Genomic DNA, 18,165 nt, shown 5'->3' on the forward strand with positions numbered 1-18,165 from the left:
TTGCAAAAATCATGTTAAGATTAAAAAACAGCGAAGTATCAATATTTGGGAATAAAAATATGGAAAGTTCTGTGATTGAATTACTTAAGCCAGTGACCTTGGAAAAGGAAAACTGTCACCCGATTATTTTTGAAGCTGGTACTGTTTTAAAAGTTGTGATGCAAACGCCTACTAGTCTTTTGGTCAGTAATGATGATGACTTTAACTTTACTATTCCATTGAAAGATGAGAACGATGTCTGGAGAGAGCTATAAGCGATCTGCTCTCCTCTTTATGGGGTTATGTCTACCTAGTCTCTTCAATGATATAACCCTAACTCTTCTTTGTAGCACCAAGATTTTATAATTTATCCTTCCTTTCAAAATTGGCTCTAATAAAAAATTAATAGGCTGCGCTATATTCCTATTTTATATTAAATGTGTTTTTTAATATTTCTAATTTAATGCCTATTATTTAATAGAAAGCTGATAAATTATTTTTTAAAAATATAAATCAAAACCATTTTTTACATTAAATAATCAAAATAATCTTATTTATAGCACTCAAAATTACTCAATCACTTAATATGCACAACCTTAAATATCATTATTAATATATTAAAAATCACTGAAAAATTATTTTACAAATATACAAAGAATATCAACCTTTCCTGCTGAATATTTCCAAATTTTACAAAGTAACTTTACATGTCAAAAGTGTTTCTTTTCTGCGCCTAAAGCCATTTTGAAAAATAGAATATGTTATAAAACTAATTAGAATAAAAATCACAAAGTTTAACTCTAAATTTTAATCTATTTTATATCATGCACTTAGGTGGATTTATGTCAGGCATACATAGGAAAAAAGATTTAGAAGATTCATCTAGCTCATCTTTTTATATATCGCCAAAGATGATTTTAAATGATTGCAACCTGAATATAGACTCAGATCAGGTTGTTTTATTTCTTGATATTGACGGAACAATCTCTGAATTTCACCCAGATCCAGATAAAAGTATAATTCAACCTGAAATTATAAATATATTGAAAAATTTACAACAATATATTCAGCTGATATTAGTTACTGGTCGTTCTATTTTACAAGCTCAAAAACTTATTCATCCTCTGCAATGGAATATCGCTGGATCACATGGTCTGGAATTAATCTATCAAGCTGATTTAAAGACATTAATCTCTTTAAATAAGCCGCAGCTACAAGCACTAAAACAATATATTCAGGAACAGGCAGCTCAAATCCCTGATCTGCGTATTGAGGTCAAAGATTATTCTGTTGCGCTACATTTTCGTGAACATCCTCAACTAGAAGATCATGTGCATGCTTTTGCGCTGGAATGTCTCAACCATTTTTCCGACTTTGAGTTAAAAGCTGGCAAGTATGTTTTTGAGCTGGTGCCCAAAGGCGCTAATAAAGGTTCAGCGATTCAACAGATTATTCAGCAATACCATCTCACTGATCATTATCCCATGTTTATTGGCGATGACCTCACCGATGAAGCCGGATTCAAGGTCATTAATGCCCTGCACGGCTGCTCAATCAAAGTAGGTTCTGGCCAGACCCTGGCACGGTACAGACTGGAAAACGTCTCTCAAGTTCAGACCTTCCTGAAAGAATTTTTAAATGTAATTGAAGTACAAGAACAAAAACGATTGGAGAAATCACATGTCTAAACTCATTGTGTTATCAAACCGTGTGAATCTACCTAACCCAGAAAGTACGAAGGCTGGTGGATTGGCTGTTGCATTGCAGGATGCATTGCAAGATATAGGCGGTATCTGGGTTGGATGGAATGGCTCCAGAGTTGACCAGAACAAGGAACAGAAATTTCAGATTCTGAAACATCAGAATGTGGAATATCATACCAGTGCACTAAGCGAAGCCCAGTACCAAGGTTATTATTGTGGTTTTTCTAATAATGCTCTATGGCCATTAATGCATGACCAGCATCAACGTGTTGAATATCAGCCGCAGGATTTTAAAACCTATAAAGATGTCAATTTGCGTTTTGCCAAACACCTGAAACAGGTGGCTTCACCGCATGACATCATCTGGATTCATGATTATCATTTTCTGAGTGTTGCGCATTACTGCCGTAAACTAGGCATGCGTAACCGGATTGGGTTCTTCTTGCATATTCCTTTCCCGGAACTGAAACTTTGGCAAACGCTACCTCCTTATCAGGAACTGGCTCGACATCTGGCAGATTTTGATGTCATCGGTCTGCAAACTCCACGCTATCAGGCCAATTGTATTGATTTCCTGGAACAGGTATTAAATATCCAGCATCGCAATGATGAAATCCTGAGTTATCAGTCTAAACGGATTTATGTGAAGGCTTATCCAATCGGTGTACACCCGGCGCAGATTCAGAAGCAGGCTGCTGAGAGTCAAGTCACTGACCTGCCCTTTGATCTGGATAAAGCACATGCTCATAAGACCATCATTTCGGTTGACCGGATTGATTACAGTAAAGGGCTACTGGAGAAAATTCATGCATTCCAAGAGTTGCTGGATGAACAACCTGAATTTAAAAATCAGTTCCAGCAATTGCAGATTGCCTGCCCATGCCGACTGGATGTTAACAGCTATAAAAAACTCTATGAACAGTTCCAGGCTGCAGTGCAGAATTTAAACCATCAGCATGGCAATGCAAACTGGCTGCCTTTTGACTGTAGCTATGACACTTTGGGCCATGAAGCCCTGATGCAGCTCTACCGTAAGGCGGATATTTGCTGGGTGAATTCAATCCGTGACGGGATGAATCTGGTCGCCAAAGAATATATTGCTGCGCAAGATCCATTAGATCCAGGCGTATTGATTCTGTCTAAATATGCCGGGGCTGCCGAGCAAATGAAGGAAGCCTTACTGGTCGATCCTTATGATCAGGACAGTATGGCCAAAGCCTTGAAAAGAGCCTTGCGTATGCCTAAGTCGGAACGTTTGGAACGTTACCGCTATTTACAGCAAGGCTTGAAGAATTTCAATATCATTCGCTGGCGTGATCAGTTCCTGTCTGATCTGAAAAAATCACAAAGCTTACGAATTTATCGACCAGTGGCCAAAGGCATCTCAACCCAGTTCAATATGCATGCCTAAGATCTAGAAACCTATAAAAAAACACCAGCTTTATGCTGGTGTTTTGTGGTCTAGGCCGGCAATAAGACCTTCTACTTTTTCTGATTCTTTGTGACCGGCAGTCAGATGGTTCAAGATTACAATGCTCATCAAAGCAACTGCGATGACCGTAAATACTAAACGCAAGCCAATAATTTCACTACCGAAACCTACTAGCGCTGGTCCGATCAATGAGCCAGTGTAAGCAAATACCGATACATAAGATAATGCTACATGTGAAGCCATAGATTTTTGACGGCCTGCACGAGAGAACATTAATGGAACGATGTTGGCACTACCTAGACCCAAGATCGCATAACCGGTTAAAACGACTTGCCATACTGGTGCAAAGATCACCATGAATAAGCCTGCTGCAGCCAGTAATGCACTTAATAAGATAGTGGTTTTTTCACCCAAGCTTTGAATGATCAGATGACCGCTAAAACGTCCAAGTACCATTAAGCCAGCAAAGAAACTATAAGCCAAACCGGTATGCGCTGCAGGTACGTTAAACTGAGTTGCCAGATAAATACCGCTCCAGTCCATCGCTGCACCTTCAGACAGGAAGGATACAAAGCAGATCAGGCCAATACCTAAAATTGCAAATGTGGGTAGCGATTTTTTCGCAGGTTTTGCTGTAGTTGTATTAGTTTCTTCTGTAGTTGATGACTGACCACCCAAGCAAAATGGAATTGCCAGCATCGCAATCGCAAGCAACATTACACTTACAACCAGTGCGCCAGTTAAAGGTGCCAGACCAAATCCCATTAACGTGGTCATGCCCAATACACCAACCAGACCACCCAAGCTACATACGCCATGGAAACCCGACATCAAGCTTTTATCCATGAGTTTTTCAATCTGGGCAGCCTGAATATTTACAGTCACACCCAAAGCACCAGCACTGGCACCAAAGAAAAACAGGGTAATTGCCATCATCAAGCTGGTAGGACTAATCGCTAGCGCTGGCAAGATGAACAGAAATGCAGCCAAAATAACAGCCAGCACTGTACGGCAGCCAAACTTACTTGCCATACGACCTGCCAATGGCATTGCCAGCATTGAGCCAACTCCGGCACATAGCAAAAGCAAACCAAAGTCAGCATGATTCAGCAATAAGCGCTGCTGCGCATAAGGAATTAATGGCGCCCAGGCAGCTGTACTAAAACCTAGACTAAAAAAACACAGTGCAGTGGCGATTTTCTGCCAGAGATACGGTGATGGAGACTGAAGACGAGAAATTAACTGTGAATTTAACATTGTCATTCCAAAAGAAAGAGCTCAGGCATCCATTACCGATCATCCATAGAAAAACCCCGCGGACTTATAGCTGAAAAATATAAGTAGCAGGGCTTAATTTGTGTGAATTATAAACAGAATTTTTCTAAATGAAATAGCTTTTAGAGATGAATTTTTAAATTTTTTACAAGTAATTGATTGTATAAAATTTATAATTTTATAGTTTTATTTGTATACGCTAATCGGTTTTTTCATTGCTTCCTGTAACTCAAGATTTTGTAAAAAATAGGCGAAACCTTCAGCAACTTTTGACTGTAGACGGCTACTGGTTGTTACCCTTAATTGATTGGACCAGGTAATGTTGACTCCTGCCTGTTGTAAACGGCGAACAAAGTCGACGCCTTCATGACAATCTAACTGGTTAAATCCATCAAAATCATTATATATACTTGTTTTAAAACATAAATTTGCACCATGAATATGCCAATGATCCATTTTGTCCTGATAGTGGCCTAAATATTTTAACCGGGCTTCTAGGCTTAAATGTTTCCATTCATCGACATCAACGACTCCACAAATTGCTTCAGTGGGTTGATGCTGCCACATGGCTTTGAACCAGCCCTCCTGAACACATGAATCCGCATCGGTACAGCAAATCCAGTCGCATCCTTGTTCAATTACTTTTTGTACTCCCAAATGACGGGTCTTACCCACTGAACGAAAGTCACAACTGATGACTTCTACCCCCAGTTGCATCGCTTTGATCGCAGTTTGATCAGTACAACTGTCTAAGACAACTAAAATCTTAATCTCAGGAATATTTCCTGATGAACCAAGGTATTGATAAAATTCAAATTGTGCTTTTTTTAAGGCCAGCAAGCAGCGTTCTATATAGGCTTCTTCATTACAGGCAGGAATGACCACGCCAATTTTATTCATTTAAGGCCCTCTTGCTCTGCCACAGACTGTGGACTGTTCATCCAAACATCAATCAGAAAATCAGGTTCCTGGAGTTGTGAACATTTTCTATAAGGTAAGTGTGCATTTAGATGGCCATGAATATCATCACCAGTAAAGCTAAAACCTGAAATCGGTGCCCGCCAGTGACAAGCCAGAATACAGCCTTCTGCATCAAGGGCGTGCTGCAGCCAGTGGGTCAATTTCTCTAAAGCAGCCCGATCCAAATAATATAAAACTTCACTCAGCACAATCAGTTGAAACTTACGCTCTGGCAAGCCTTCCGGAACAACGCCTTGAACAAAACTGACATGAGAATAATCTTGCAGGCGTTGTTGTGCCAGCCGGATCGCTGTCGTATTGGCATCCAGACAGATGTGTTCTCCGGTATGTGGAGCTAGTTCCTGACTTAGCATGCCATTACTGCAACCAATTTCTATGGCAGATTCAAAATGCAGTTTGGGCAAGAGCGCTTTACAAATTTGACGTTTACGCTGTTCATACCAGCGCTGTTCATAGTGCCATGGATCTCCTTGGTTCAGGGCATACAGAGCATCAAAATAGGCATGATCATAGGTTGATTTACTGTTCATACAGATAAACCTCCCATGGCTGTAAAACACGCTCCAATGCATGCTCAGGAACAATCGGTGCCTGTTCTGTCGTCGGATCATTCTCAATCTGACTCTTGAAACATCGTGCAGCTCGGGCTTTACATTTTAATTCTTCATCTGTCAGCCTGAGTTTGTGCGCAACCGTCCACGGAATTCGGGTATCTCCTGGTGTGGCCCAGTGCCACGCCCAGATTAAGACCTGAATATACGGTAACTGTAGCTCTGCCGCGAGTTGCTGGACGACCTGTCCGGTAATTTCATGGTCTGGATGTCCATCATGAACAAAAGTCGTGACCAATACATCATTAGGCTGCAAATACGAATACAATTGCTGTTTGAGTAAATCCCGCTGCTCAGCCACTTTTCCATCCTGAATATCCAAAGCAATCCGAAGAACCGGATGTTCTAGGGACAATTCTTCCAGAGCCTGACGCGTTTCTGCTGGACGAATCTGGTTCAATTCTTCTGGCGTATACAGGCTCGAACCGGGATGGCTGGCCGTACCATTAGTCACTGCAAACAGTACGATTTTATAGCCGAGTTTATCCAGACGTTGCATCAATCCGCCACATCCCAGAATTTCATCATCCGGATGCGGTGCCACAATACAGACTCTAGCATCTGCAGAAATTACACTGGAAATATCAAATTCTGGCATCTGTTGCAGTATTTCACAGTTACGCCATTCATCCACCCGTGTCCCTTCCCCATGGATCACACGGTCTTCAACAATGTCATGTTTTAAAGTGCCCATAGTTCTTCCTCCTGTGCGCTTAGTTCTCCAATACGCTCAAGATCAAAAGCAGCATGGCTTTGACGGATAAATACCGGCAGATCTGCTGCGAGCTGGGCAAAATAAGAATTGGTACAATAAGGCGATGCGCCAAGCGCTTTTCCAACCTGGTTGAGCACATTTAATGCAGTAGCTTCAACCTGCGCACGCAAAGCCTGAATCTGAAGTTGATGAGGAAATTTAGGTTGCTGGTCAATCAATTCTGCAACCCGATAGAACAAAGCCTGAGTAGCTAAAAGATCACGGCTGATTTCACCCAGATACATGGCTTTATACATATGTGGTTTTCTTAACTGTTCCTGCTGCAGATATTCAGCAAGAGCTACTGTCGCACCATACCAGCAAGCAGCAACGCCTGCTGCTCCATGCCAGAATCCTACCCGATCCAGATAAGCATGTGGATCAGCGACTTTTTTGACAGGGACCTGATTAAATTCCAGTTGTGCTGTTGACGTATACTGCATCCCTACAGCTTGCCAGACAGTATGATCATGCTGAATACCGGTCAGCTGCATATCTACAATCAATAACTGAGAGCGATTTTGTTCATCCCGATACGTCAGTAAGCCTGACTCTACCCAGCTAGAAGCGGAACACCAGGTCTTGATGCCAGTCAGCTTGCCTTCATCCAGCTGCAATGGCTGAGGCCCACCTTCTGCTGCCCAGACTGCCCAGAGCTGATGAGGATTTGCCGGAATATTTAATTCATGCAGAATTGCGAGTGCATCCAGATGCGACTCAAATATTTTGCCCAGACTTAAATTGGTTGCCGAGATCTGGCTTAAAATTTGCCAGCGTTTTAAAGTTTCCCCTGATGCAGGAAAAGGAACCTGATCCGAAAGTTGCACCAGTTCCTTCAAAGTCGTTTGAATATTTTCTTTAGGTTCTAATGATGAATTTTTAAATCTTTCTAATATTGAACTGAGGTCCATAAAAGTGCTTCCTCAAAAATATCGATATTGTGGTCATTTGATGAAAGCCAGTTAAGGAAAAAGTCTTTTCATCTGTTTTAAACGGGTCATTAGTCCTAATACCTTACGGCGTGCCATAATTTCTTCTTCACTAAAAGGTAATTGTTCTCTGAGTTGACTCATCGATAAATGGTTATGTTCGATCAGATAGATATCCTGCTCCCTGCTCCATTGCGCATTTTGCATCTGTGCCAGTAATTTTTTAGGATCTGGTCTCGCCATAAACTTTTTATCCCTTGAAATAGAGAATAGAAGCCGAAGCTTCTATTCTCATGGTATTTATGCAGGAATAGTTTCTGAGATCAATTCACGCGCCCAAACCCGGTGATTCATGATCAAGGTCTTGAAGCTATCTTGCACAGTATCGAATTGAGAATTTGCTAAAGTACCTTCATCACTGATCAGTTTTAGATCTTCAATCAGCTGACTTTTATCTCCCAGGAAGACAATCGGTTTCAGATGCTTATAAGCCTCAAGCAGATAGTGAGTCGCGATACCATCTTTCAGCACCATGTCATAGTTATCGCCATCGACAATAACTACGGCATCATAGGCAATCGAAGGTTCAGCCTTCTGCATGCCATCAGATGGGATTACTGTACCTTGCTGGCTCAGGACTGGCCCTGGACGAGGTGTTAACACATCAGCCACAGCGCTTTCTGACTCAGCCCAAGCCTGCACAGCTTTGATACTGGCTTCATTGGCTTTGTCATGTGCCAGAATCGCGATTTTACGTGCCTTAATATCGGCAGGTTTAAACGCTTCAAAAGACAGACGCTTAGAAATCAGAACATCAGGCAGTTTGGCAGCTTTTTTCTCAGCTGGGATTTCAATACCCAATTGATCCGCGACCTGTTGAGCCAGCGTCAAGTCAATATTGCACAGCACTTCGAGAACTTCACGTTCACGGATATTTTGGCGTTGTACTTTACTCAGTTCGAAGACATAGGCATCAATAATATGCTTCTGCTCATGCGGTGCCTGGCTTTGATAGAATAAACGGGCATGAGTGAAGTGATCATTAAAAGACTCACTACGCTGGCGGATTTTATGACCGTCAATACGCTCCTGATAGCTTTCGAAACCACCTGCCTGAGTCGCACCTGGCGCTTCAGCCGGCCAGTTGTCATCAATCGAGTTTGGTTCGTAGTTGGCCTGTCCGGTGTGAATAAGACGTTGATGCAGACCATCACGCTGGTTGTTATGGAATGGGCAAACCGGCTTATTGATTGGAATCTGATGGAAGTTTGGACCACCCAAGCGGCTTAGCTGAGTATCGGTATAAGAGAACAGTCGTGCCTGTAGTAACGGGTCATTGGTAAAGTCAATGCCTGGTACGACATGACCTGGACAGAAAGCAACCTGCTCAGTTTCACCGAAGAAATAATCAACATTACGGTTCAACACCATACGGCCAATTGGAGTCACTGGAACCAGTTCTTCCGGAATGATTTTGGTTGCATCCAGCAAGTCAAAATCAAATTTCATCTCATCTTCTTCAGGAACGATCTGTACGCCCAGCTCCCATTCCGGGTAATTACCTGAAGCAATTGCTTCATATAGGTCACGACGATGGAAATCCGGATCCTTACCTGCCAGTTTTTGCGCTTCATCCCATACCAGCTGTGTCAGACCTTGTTTAGGCGTCCAGTGGAACTTCACAAAGACAGCTTTATTCTCGGCATTGATCAAACGGAAGGTATGTACGCCAAAACCTTGAATCGAGCGTAAATTACGTGGAATAGCACGATCTGACATTGCCCACATCACCGCATGTGCAGATTCAGGCACAAGAGAAACAAAGTCCCAGAAAGTATCATGTGCTGATGCGCCTGATGGAATTTCGGTTTGTGGTTCAGGCTTTAACGCATGGACAAAATCAGGGAACTTGATGCCATCCTGAATAAAGAATACTGGCGCATCGTTGGCCACCAGGTCAAAGTTACCTTCATCCGTATAAAACTTAGTCGCAAAACCACGAATATCACGTACCGTATCTGCTGAACCGCGAGGACCTTGTACTGTAGAGAATCGAACAAAGACTGGAGTCTGGGCACCGGTATTGGTTAGAAACCCGGCTTTAGTCCATTTTTCATTGCCTGGATAAGCTTCAAAAAAACCATGTGCTCCAACACCGCGTGCATGCACAATTCGCTCTGGAATACGCTCATGGTCAAAATGGGTAATCTTTTCACGAAGAATAAAATCCTCCATTAAAGTTGCCCCACGAACGCCCGCTTTTAGACTGTTCTGGTTATCCGAAATCTTGACACCTTGGTTGGTAGTCAATGTCTGTTCGGTTGAGTCGCTACGGTATACATCAAGCTGCTCACTTTTTTATTGGTATTTTGCTTATCTAAACCATTTTTACCTGTGGCTGGACTGTTCGCCTTAATTTTCATGACATTTTCCTTGCTGATCTTGAGTTTAGTGAAGTCTTTTTTTGCCTATCTCAAATTCGCTTGAGTTTTATCCAACATCTTGCCGTTTTTACAGAAAAATAAAGTTCCACTTTTATCTGCATGCGGTGAGCTGTTGCTGAGTATGAAAATCTTTTTATTGATTTCGTCTGTATCCCTAACATAACGAGATTTGACGAATACATTGCTGAGTCTTTGTAGTGGCTTGTTTAATAAAGGCACAGTTCTGTTATTTTTCTTAACCACACAGTTTTTTTTTGCCGAGTAACGATCACAAAGTTTGAAAAAAATTAAAGCTGATAGTTTTTACTAAAAGATAAAATCATGAAATAAAAGCTTAATCATCTAAAAATGAAAATAAGTTTTAAAAAACCAATCTAGATAGTTGAGTTCTTATAGGGCAAAAATTAGTCTCTTTTTACAGTTACAATCCTGTCACCAGGCTATACAGAACGCCTAAACTTATATCTTTGCCCGTCCTATAAACTATATAACTCAGAAGTACTTAAATTATTTCTACATCTAAATAGTGGCAAAAAGCTATTTCATACAAAAGGTCATGCTGCCAAGATTTTCTATCTTCTCAGCCATGACTAGCAAACTTCTATTTTAAAAGATATCTCTCTATAAAATTGTTAAGGAGTAAAACATGGGCTCTTCAGAAAAAAATGCTAAAGCTATGAAAATTGATATTGGTATTTCTTACGAAGACCGTGCCAAAATCGTCGAAGGTCTATCTAAATTATTGGCAGACAGCTATACCCTCTATTTAATGACCCACAACTTTCACTGGAATGTCACCGGACCACAGTTCAATAGTCTGCACAGCATGTTTATGACCCAATATACCGAACAGTGGAATGCTCTTGATCTGATTGCAGAACGTATCCGGGCCTTAGGCTTTGCCGCACCCGGCACTTACCAGCAATTTGTTAAGCTGACTGCTATTAAAGAAGTGGAAGGTGTACCAGATACCCAAGAAATGTTGCGTTTATTGGTGAATGCTCATGAAACAGTAGCGCGTACTGCACGCAACCTTTTTGAAGTTGTTGATGAAGTCAATGATCAGCCGACTGCAGATTTAATCACGCAACGTCTTGATGTGCATGAAAAAACAGCCTGGATGTTAAGAAGTACTTTAGAGTAATTAATTTTTCTCATTGAGAAAACAACTGTAAAATCAGAAAATTAGCTTTTTCTAAAATAAATAAGTGCTCAAATTTAAGTCATATCCTTTTGAGCACTTATTTATTCCACCTTTCACTCTATGATTAAAGCTTTGAAGAATAAATATTTATCATTTTAAAAATCATTCTTGAATAAATAAATCTTTATTTACTCTCTATTTAATTATATTAGCTTAGATAGATAATTTGGCTTTTAAATAAAAATTTCTTATATTATAAAAATATAATTTTTACTGAATCAATATTTCATTATTTTTTTTGATCTCAGTCTCTTATCCATATCTTTTAAATATATTGAACAAATGGACCAAACCATTTCTGCTTACAAAATAAGCAATAGATTAAGCTTCAAAAATGCTTACAAACTGAATCTTATTCATCTAAAATAGAGAACCACATCACACAATATAATTATTGAAATATATTGTATACATTTTGTATTTCTAAAAGATTCAGGGGATTAAGTTATGAGTGTTCAAAAGTTGCTCATTTCACTCAAACTTAATTTACGTAAATTGATTTTAATCCTTTTACTTGTAAGCCTGGTGATTCTTTTTTCAATTACATTGATTGTGAGCAATGTAATTCACCGACAACAACTGATTAATAATTCTCTTGCAACTAATTATGAGTATGCAGCTAAAGTTGCTTCTATTTCTGATTTATATTTTAAAAATATATTTAATGACCTAAGCCTCAGTACCAATATTATTAAGAATGACTTTCATAATGAGCAATTATTAAAATCTGAATTAAGCAGATTAATGCAACAGTCTAATTCTTTTAGCAGTGTTTTGATCAGCGATGCAGATGGCCATGTCATCGAGTATGCGCCTGAAACCTTGAAATTAGATAAAGTTGCGATTATCCGGTCTTTGGGCTTTAGCAAATCACTCGAATCAAAGAAGCCTTATATTTCCTCACCCTATTATTCATTAAAAGGTAATCTGGTCGTCCTGGTTAGTTTTCCCATCTTTGATCAGAATAATAAATACCAAGGCTTTATTGCAGGGTTTATCTATTTACATGAAGAATCCTTATTAAAGACACTTTTAAGCGAAAATTATGGTTATAAAAATAGCTACTTATATGTTTTTGATAAAGAACATAAAATTATTTATCATCCAGAAAGAGAGAGAATTGGAAAAACATTCCAACACAATACCGGTTTAGCTTATATGGAGTCTCATAGCTCAGGAAAAATAAAATTAAACAACGATATGGGAGTTAGCGAACTAGCAAGTTTTGCAAAAATTCCTACGACTAACTGGACCGTGGTGTTTCAGCAGCCTACAGAAGATTTATTCGCCCAAGCCCGTCTTCTTGCCTACAAAGTGATTGGCACAATTTTTGTTATCTATATTATTATCTTTTTAATCATCTGGCGTATTTCAAAATTTATTACCTCTCCATTAAATGATCTTGCCAAAATGGCAAGTCATTTGAATGATCCAGGTATCACTGAAAAGATTAATCATATTAAGCCTTGGTATTTTGAAGTTTTTAAATTCAAGAAGTCCCTATTATCTAGTGTAAACGTTTTTAATCAGGAGATTAAAGAACTTAAACAGGATACTTTAACCGATCCTTTAACCGGCTTTTATAATCGTCGTGGCTTTGAACTATTTTTAAATGATTTAATTAGCAATAAAACTTATTTTTCTGTGGTGGTTTTGGATATTGACTATTTCAAGAAAATCAATGATCGTCATGGGCATGATATGGGTGATGTGGTATTAACCAAAGTTGCCGGATTTATTCGGGAAAGTTTTCGCGAACAGGATATTTGCTGTCGCGTTGGTGGTGAAGAATTTATTATTCTTGCGCCAGTCAAAGAGATTTCACAAGCCTCTAAAATTGCTGAAAGATTAAGACATAAACTGGCATCGACTTATTTACTTGAAGTTGGTGTAGTGACTGCCTCACTCGGTATTGCACACTGGCCTTTAACTTCTTCCGATATTAAAGAAGTTTTAAAACAAGCAGATACGAATTTATATCAAGCTAAACATTTAGGGAGAAATCGTGTGGTGACAGGTGAAAAAAGTGCCTAGTAATAATATTTTTATACAGTTATTAAGTAGATAATTTAAATATATTATTTTGTTATTGTGTTATGGGGTTTAGATCTTTTATTCAAAAAAACAGTATAATTTCTCTAATACTTCTAGGTTTATATAGAGGTTTATACTTAAGGATACAATATGACTTCTTTTTATAATGGAGGCACCAGCCAAGAGATTTTTAATCTGATTGGTCAAGCTGCTGCCTTAGAGGATATCATAGATGCGATTACCGCATGGTTAGGGGACAAAATCCCGGATGCACTGGTATCTGTCATGTTGTATTCGGAACAGGAACAAACGCTTAATTTAATAAAAGAACCAGCCTATTTTTCCAGAGAATATGTAGAAGCTTTAAAAGATCTAAAAATCGGCCCGAATGTTGGCGCTTGTGGTGCAGCTGCATATCATCGTCGTTTAGTGGTCTGTGAGGATTTACTCAATGATCCGAACTGGGTCGCATATAAAGATCTGGTTAAACAAAATGGTTTAAGAGCCTGCTGGTCGGTACCAATTGCCAACGGGAGTGGCAAACTTTTTGGCTCTTTTGGTACTTATTATCGTTCGATCAAGTCTCCTACTCCCAATGAAATTGACCTGCTGCAATATGCAGCTTCGCTGATTGCCTTAACTTTTGAGCTGTATGAAGAACGCAAAAAAAGAAATCAGCTCAAAGATAAATATCAGTCATTTTTCTCTTTTCATCCCGATGCAATTTTTGAGCACAATCTGGATGGCAATATTGTAGATGCCAATCTGGCCACCAAATTTTTTAATGAGGTTGGTGTTAAATCGCATATCGGAACTAAAATTGACCATTTTATTGAACCAGAGCATCGCCCTCTTGCCTTAGAAGCCTTTGAGCAGGCCAAGCATGGTTTGACTGGACACCTTGAAGTTCAGGCACATAACTCGGCAGGACAGAAATACTGGCTCGATTTAACTTTTTTGCCAATTAAAGTGAATGGTGAAATTGTCGGTATTTTTAGCGTGGCACGCGATATTACTGAACGCTATCAAAACAATGAAATGCTGAGATTAATGAAACGTAGTGTCGATGCAAATCCGCATGGCATTATTTTAACCTCGGCAGAAAATGACCAGCCTATTGAATATGTTAATCCGGCCTTTGAGCAGATTACCGGTTATAGCCTGGAAGAACTCAAAGGGAAAAATTGCCGCATCTTGCAGGGACCCGATACTTCAGCGGAAAGCGTCCAGCAAATCAGCGAAGCCATTCAGAATAAATCTGAAATCAAGATTGTCCTGAAAAATTATCGTAAGGATGGACACTGGTTCTGGAACAAGCTGAATCTCGGCCCGGTCTTTGATGAAAATCATAAATGCACTCATTTTATTGCCATTCAACAGGATGTGAGTCAGCATGTTGCCCAGCAAGAACTAATCGCTTATCAGGAATCACATGACCATTTAACCGGCTTTATTAATAATAAGCTGTTTGAAGAAGTGATACAGGAAAAACTGCATTTAGCTCAGACAGGTTCTGCAAATCTGGTGCTTTTATATCTGGATCTGGATGATTTTGAACCTTTGAATCAAAGCCTCGGTCATGATATTGGCGATAAAATTTTAAAACTGGTGGGCAATCGTCTGAGTCAAAATCTGCAGCCTGAAGATGTGATTTCCAGATTTTCAGGGGATGAGTTTGCAATTTTATTAACTCAAATGACTGATCTCAAGCAAGTTGCTATACGTGCCGAAGAAATCATCGCTGGATTATCTCAGCCTTTTCACGTAGATGGTTATGACATTCATCTGAGTGCCAGTATTGGTGTCGCTGATGCTGACCCGGATATTAAGTGTGTTAAGCAGTTTATCAATGCTGCTAAAGATGCCATGCGTGACGCCAATGCCGAAGGGGGTAATACCTGGCACTGGTATAATTTCACGAAAGAGCCTTTACCGAAGGTAGATTATGTACAGCTTCGTCATGAACTGATGGTCGCTCTGCATGAACAGCAGTTTAAACTGTTTTATCAGCCGATTCTGGACAGTGAAACAGGCAAGGTCAAATGTCTGGAAGCTTTGATTCGCTGGCAACATCCAGAAAAAGGCTTTATCTCTCCTGCCGATTTTATTCCTTTTGCAGAAAGGACCGGTCAAATCGTCTCGATTGGCGAATGGGTGCTCAGACAGGCTTGTGAGGAAGTGAAAGCCTGGAATATGCAACATGAGACTCAAATTTCGGTTGCCGTCAATCTGTCTCCCTTACAGTTTAAAAGAAGTGGATTCCTGAGCGATCTGCAGCAACTCTTGGCGGAAATTGACTTCCCGCATGAGTTACTAAAACTCGAAGTGACTGAAAGCATGCTGATTGCCAGCGGTGATAAGTCGATTGATATCTTAAAAAATGTCCGGGTTTTGGGCATTAAAGTGTCGGTGGATGACTTTGGCACTGGTTATTCGAGTTTAAGTTATTTACGTAGTCTTCCGATCGATGAGATCAAATTGGATCGCAGCTTTGTCCAGCATTTACCCGGCAATCCACGAGATGAGGCCATTATTGAAGCCATGATTACCTTGGCGCATAAGCTGGATCTGGAAGTTGTTGCGGAAGGAATTGAAAATCCTGAACAGGCTGAGTGCTTAAAGTCACATCATTGTGATTATCTGCAAGGTTTTTACTATGCAAAACCTGCCCGACTCAATCAATTGGAGTTAATCAGTTCCTGATTAATATGCCCTGTTTGAGCAGTACAGTTTCAGCTTCTAAGTAAGCTAACTCTTCTAAATGATGGGTCACATAAATCATAGGTAGATTTAGCTCGTCTTTGATCCGTTTTAGGAAGGGTAAAATCTGTTGTTTTAACTGTTGATCCAGGCCTGTTAAAGGTTCATCTAGTAGCAACAGATTTGGTGAAGACAATAATGCTCGACCAATAGAGACACGCTGCGCTTCCCCACCTGAGAGTTGGTGTGCTTTGCGATAAATTAGAGGCTTTAATTCCAATAATTCTACGATGTCTTCAAACTGGAATTTTCGATCTGCTCTAGATACCAGTTTTTCTGCATAACATAGATTCTGCTGCACGTTCATATGTGGAAACAGCAAAGCATTCTGGAAAACTAATGCAATCTTGCGCTGATGCATTGGAATATTAATTTTCTTTTCTGTATTGATTAAATCCTGCTGATTAAACTGAATATATCCTTGGTCAGGTTTCAATAACCCGACAATATTTTTAAGCAAAGTACTTTTTCCGCTTCCAGATGCACCGACGATCCCCAATAGTTGCTGCGACATTTCCAGTTTAATATTCAACCCGAAATCGGCTTGTTGATAATGAAAATTACATTTCAACATTTCAGCCTCCCAATTTCCGTTGATAGTTTTGCAAAATAAAATAATTGGCAATTAAAGCAATAAATGCCAAGAAAATAGATAAAGCCACCAGATGCATCGCCATTTCCTCACCATTCGGTTGTTGCAGTAAGGAATAAATTGCGATGGGAATAGTGCGGGTTTCATCCGGAATATTGCCCACAAAAGTAATGGTGGCGCCAAACTCACCCAGACTTCGGCTAAAACATAAGATGCTGCCAATCAGCATACCGGGAATTGACAGAGGTAAATTGATACTCCAAAACACTTTCCACGGTGCTGCGCCCAATGAACCTGCAATGTGTTCGAGTTGTTGATTCATGAGCTGAAATGATAAACGGATCGGTTGCACCATCAATGGGAATGCGACAATCATCGAGGCTAGTACTGCTCCTTTCCAGTTAAATGCCAGTTGCAGCCCGAGTGTATTGAGATATTGGCCAATCATGCCTTGATTGCCAAACAGCACCAGAAGCAGATAACCCAAGACCACAGGTGGCAGCACCATCGGCAATTGCAAACATGCTTCAACCACAAACTTAAGCCGAAATTCATATCTGGCCAAAACCCAAGCCAATGCTACTGCAAAAGGTAAGCAAAATAAGGTCGCAAAGCTGGCCACCTTGGCAGACAGGTAGAGCGCACTGAGTTCTTCTGGACTTAACATCTTGCAGTTATTTCTCCAGCCATTGTCTAGGGGTTCAGCCTAAATCCATATTTTTGAAAGATGGCTTTGGCCTGCGCACTTTCTCCTATAAATTGCTCAAATTGAACTGCTTCTTTATTCTGTGCGCCTTGCCGTGTCAAAGCTAAAGGATAGACAATCGGACTATGTGAATTTGCTGGGAAAGTACCGATGATTTTCACTTTTCGACTGATCAAGGCATCAGTTTTATAGACAATCCCCACTTCACATTCACCGCGTTCGACGAAAGCCAAAGCCGAGCGTACATCATCCGTTCCAACAATTCGTCCTTTCAAGCCATTTAACCAGTTCAGTTTGGTCAGACTTTGCTTGGCATATTTCCCGGCAGGCACTGACTCCATTTGCCCGGTACATACATAACCTTTAAAAGATTGGGCAAAATTAATATTAGATTGGGGTTTAAAATGAATAGTCAGATGTTTGGGACTAATGGCCACCAACTGATTTAACAGGATGGGATGAACTGAACTGGAATTTATCAGTTTCTTTTGTACCAGATAATTCATCCAATCCTGATCAGCTGAAAAGTATAGATCACTACTGGCTCCTGCTTCGATCTGTTTGGCTAAAGCAGAAGATGCACCAAATACGGAAATAATCTTAGTTTGCGGATGTTGAGCTTGGTAAATTCTGGAAATTTCGGTCACAGCATTATTTAGACTCGCTGCGGCGTAAACCTTCACTGTTCCTGCATGGACTGAGGACAACATCGTGGCAATGCACATGGTTAAAAACAGAGATTTTTTCATGTGCATCTACCC

General features: G+C 40.1%; 15 protein-coding genes and 1 pseudogene. 6 read left to right on the plus strand and 10 right to left on the minus strand.

Going from position 1 to position 18,165, the window contains the following annotated elements; translation table 11 throughout:
* Positions 1 to 59: 59 nt before the first annotated feature.
* The 3 genes from AC4MCD_RS10830 to AC4MCD_RS10840 all read left to right on the plus strand — a co-directional run bounded on the left by AC4MCD_RS10830 (position 60) and on the right by AC4MCD_RS10840 (position 3,093).
* On the plus strand, positions 60 to 254 hold the full coding sequence (locus AC4MCD_RS10830) for a hypothetical protein (RefSeq protein ID WP_004783113.1): 195 nt from the start codon (positions 60 to 62) through the stop codon (positions 252 to 254).
* A gap of 567 nt (positions 255 to 821) precedes the next feature.
* The gene (gene otsB, locus AC4MCD_RS10835) at positions 822 to 1,667 is read left to right on the plus strand and encodes a trehalose-phosphatase (RefSeq protein ID WP_491876081.1); all 846 of its coding nucleotides are present in this window, start codon (positions 822 to 824) and stop codon (positions 1,665 to 1,667) included.
* The gene (locus AC4MCD_RS10840) at positions 1,660 to 3,093 is read left to right on the plus strand and encodes an alpha,alpha-trehalose-phosphate synthase (UDP-forming) (protein ID WP_491876082.1); all 1,434 of its coding nucleotides are present in this window, start codon (positions 1,660 to 1,662) and stop codon (positions 3,091 to 3,093) included. Before otsB ends, AC4MCD_RS10840 begins: the two co-directional genes overlap by 8 nt.
* 30 nt (positions 3,094 to 3,123) lie before the next feature.
* Here the strand turns inward: AC4MCD_RS10840 and AC4MCD_RS10845 are convergent, their stop codons facing one another.
* From AC4MCD_RS10845 to katE, 7 genes and pseudogenes are all read right to left on the minus strand, one after another.
* Complete coding sequence (locus AC4MCD_RS10845) at positions 3,124 to 4,371, minus strand: MFS transporter (protein ID WP_491876083.1); 1,248 nt, start codon at positions 4,369 to 4,371, stop codon at positions 3,124 to 3,126.
* Positions 4,372 to 4,575: 204 nt separating this feature from the next.
* The gene (locus AC4MCD_RS10850; protein WP_491876084.1) at positions 4,576 to 5,289 is read right to left on the minus strand and encodes a glycosyltransferase family 2 protein; all 714 of its coding nucleotides are present in this window, start codon (positions 5,287 to 5,289) and stop codon (positions 4,576 to 4,578) included.
* A complete protein-coding gene (locus AC4MCD_RS10855) occupies positions 5,286 to 5,900 on the minus strand; it encodes a class I SAM-dependent DNA methyltransferase (RefSeq protein WP_491876085.1) in 615 nt (204 codons plus the stop codon). The genes AC4MCD_RS10850 and AC4MCD_RS10855 overlap by 4 nt, the downstream gene beginning before the upstream one ends.
* Entirely contained in the window at positions 5,890 to 6,675 is a 786-nt protein-coding gene (locus AC4MCD_RS10860) for a PIG-L deacetylase family protein (RefSeq protein ID WP_491876086.1), read from the minus strand. Before AC4MCD_RS10860 ends, AC4MCD_RS10855 begins: the two co-directional genes overlap by 11 nt.
* Entirely contained in the window at positions 6,663 to 7,646 is a 984-nt protein-coding gene (locus AC4MCD_RS10865) for an acyl-CoA dehydrogenase (protein ID WP_419363145.1), read from the minus strand. Before AC4MCD_RS10865 ends, AC4MCD_RS10860 begins: the two co-directional genes overlap by 13 nt.
* Positions 7,647 to 7,697: 51 nt before the next feature.
* Complete coding sequence (locus AC4MCD_RS10870; protein ID WP_419363143.1) at positions 7,698 to 7,907, minus strand: hypothetical protein; 210 nt, start codon at positions 7,905 to 7,907, stop codon at positions 7,698 to 7,700.
* A gap of 57 nt (positions 7,908 to 7,964) precedes the next feature.
* Positions 7,965 to 10,087: pseudogene (katE, locus tag AC4MCD_RS10875) on the minus strand (catalase HPII).
* Positions 10,088 to 10,754: 667 nt separating this feature from the next.
* Between katE and AC4MCD_RS10880 the strand changes: the two are divergent.
* The 3 genes from AC4MCD_RS10880 to AC4MCD_RS10890 all read left to right on the plus strand — a co-directional run bounded on the left by AC4MCD_RS10880 (position 10,755) and on the right by AC4MCD_RS10890 (position 16,049).
* Positions 10,755 to 11,252, plus strand: a complete 498-nt coding sequence (locus AC4MCD_RS10880) for a Dps family protein (protein ID WP_486688939.1) — start codon at positions 10,755 to 10,757, stop codon at positions 11,250 to 11,252.
* 507 nt (positions 11,253 to 11,759) lie between these two features.
* Positions 11,760 to 13,346: a sensor domain-containing diguanylate cyclase gene (locus AC4MCD_RS10885; RefSeq protein WP_491876087.1), complete on the plus strand. Its 1,587-nt coding sequence runs from the start codon at positions 11,760 to 11,762 to the stop codon at positions 13,344 to 13,346.
* Positions 13,347 to 13,496: 150 nt separating this feature from the next.
* On the plus strand, positions 13,497 to 16,049 hold the full coding sequence (locus AC4MCD_RS10890; protein WP_491876088.1) for a bifunctional diguanylate cyclase/phosphodiesterase: 2,553 nt from the start codon (positions 13,497 to 13,499) through the stop codon (positions 16,047 to 16,049).
* Here AC4MCD_RS10890 and AC4MCD_RS10895 read toward each other — a convergent pair.
* From AC4MCD_RS10895 to modA, 3 genes are read right to left on the minus strand one after another with little or no spacing between them, the layout of a single operon-like run.
* The gene (locus tag AC4MCD_RS10895) at positions 16,039 to 16,680 is read right to left on the minus strand and encodes an ATP-binding cassette domain-containing protein (RefSeq protein WP_491876089.1); all 642 of its coding nucleotides are present in this window, start codon (positions 16,678 to 16,680) and stop codon (positions 16,039 to 16,041) included. The two genes, AC4MCD_RS10890 and AC4MCD_RS10895, sit on opposite strands and share 11 nt — an antisense overlap.
* Before the next feature lies 1 nt (position 16,681).
* Positions 16,682 to 17,365, minus strand: a complete 684-nt coding sequence (gene modB, locus AC4MCD_RS10900) for a molybdate ABC transporter permease subunit (RefSeq protein WP_491876090.1) — start codon at positions 17,363 to 17,365, stop codon at positions 16,682 to 16,684.
* Between the two features lie 26 nt (positions 17,366 to 17,391).
* Positions 17,392 to 18,153, minus strand: a complete 762-nt coding sequence (modA, locus tag AC4MCD_RS10905) for a molybdate ABC transporter substrate-binding protein (RefSeq protein WP_419374317.1) — start codon at positions 18,151 to 18,153, stop codon at positions 17,392 to 17,394.
* Positions 18,154 to 18,165 lie beyond the last annotated feature (12 nt).

Source organism: Acinetobacter sp. CAU_H_78, assembly GCF_058599365.1.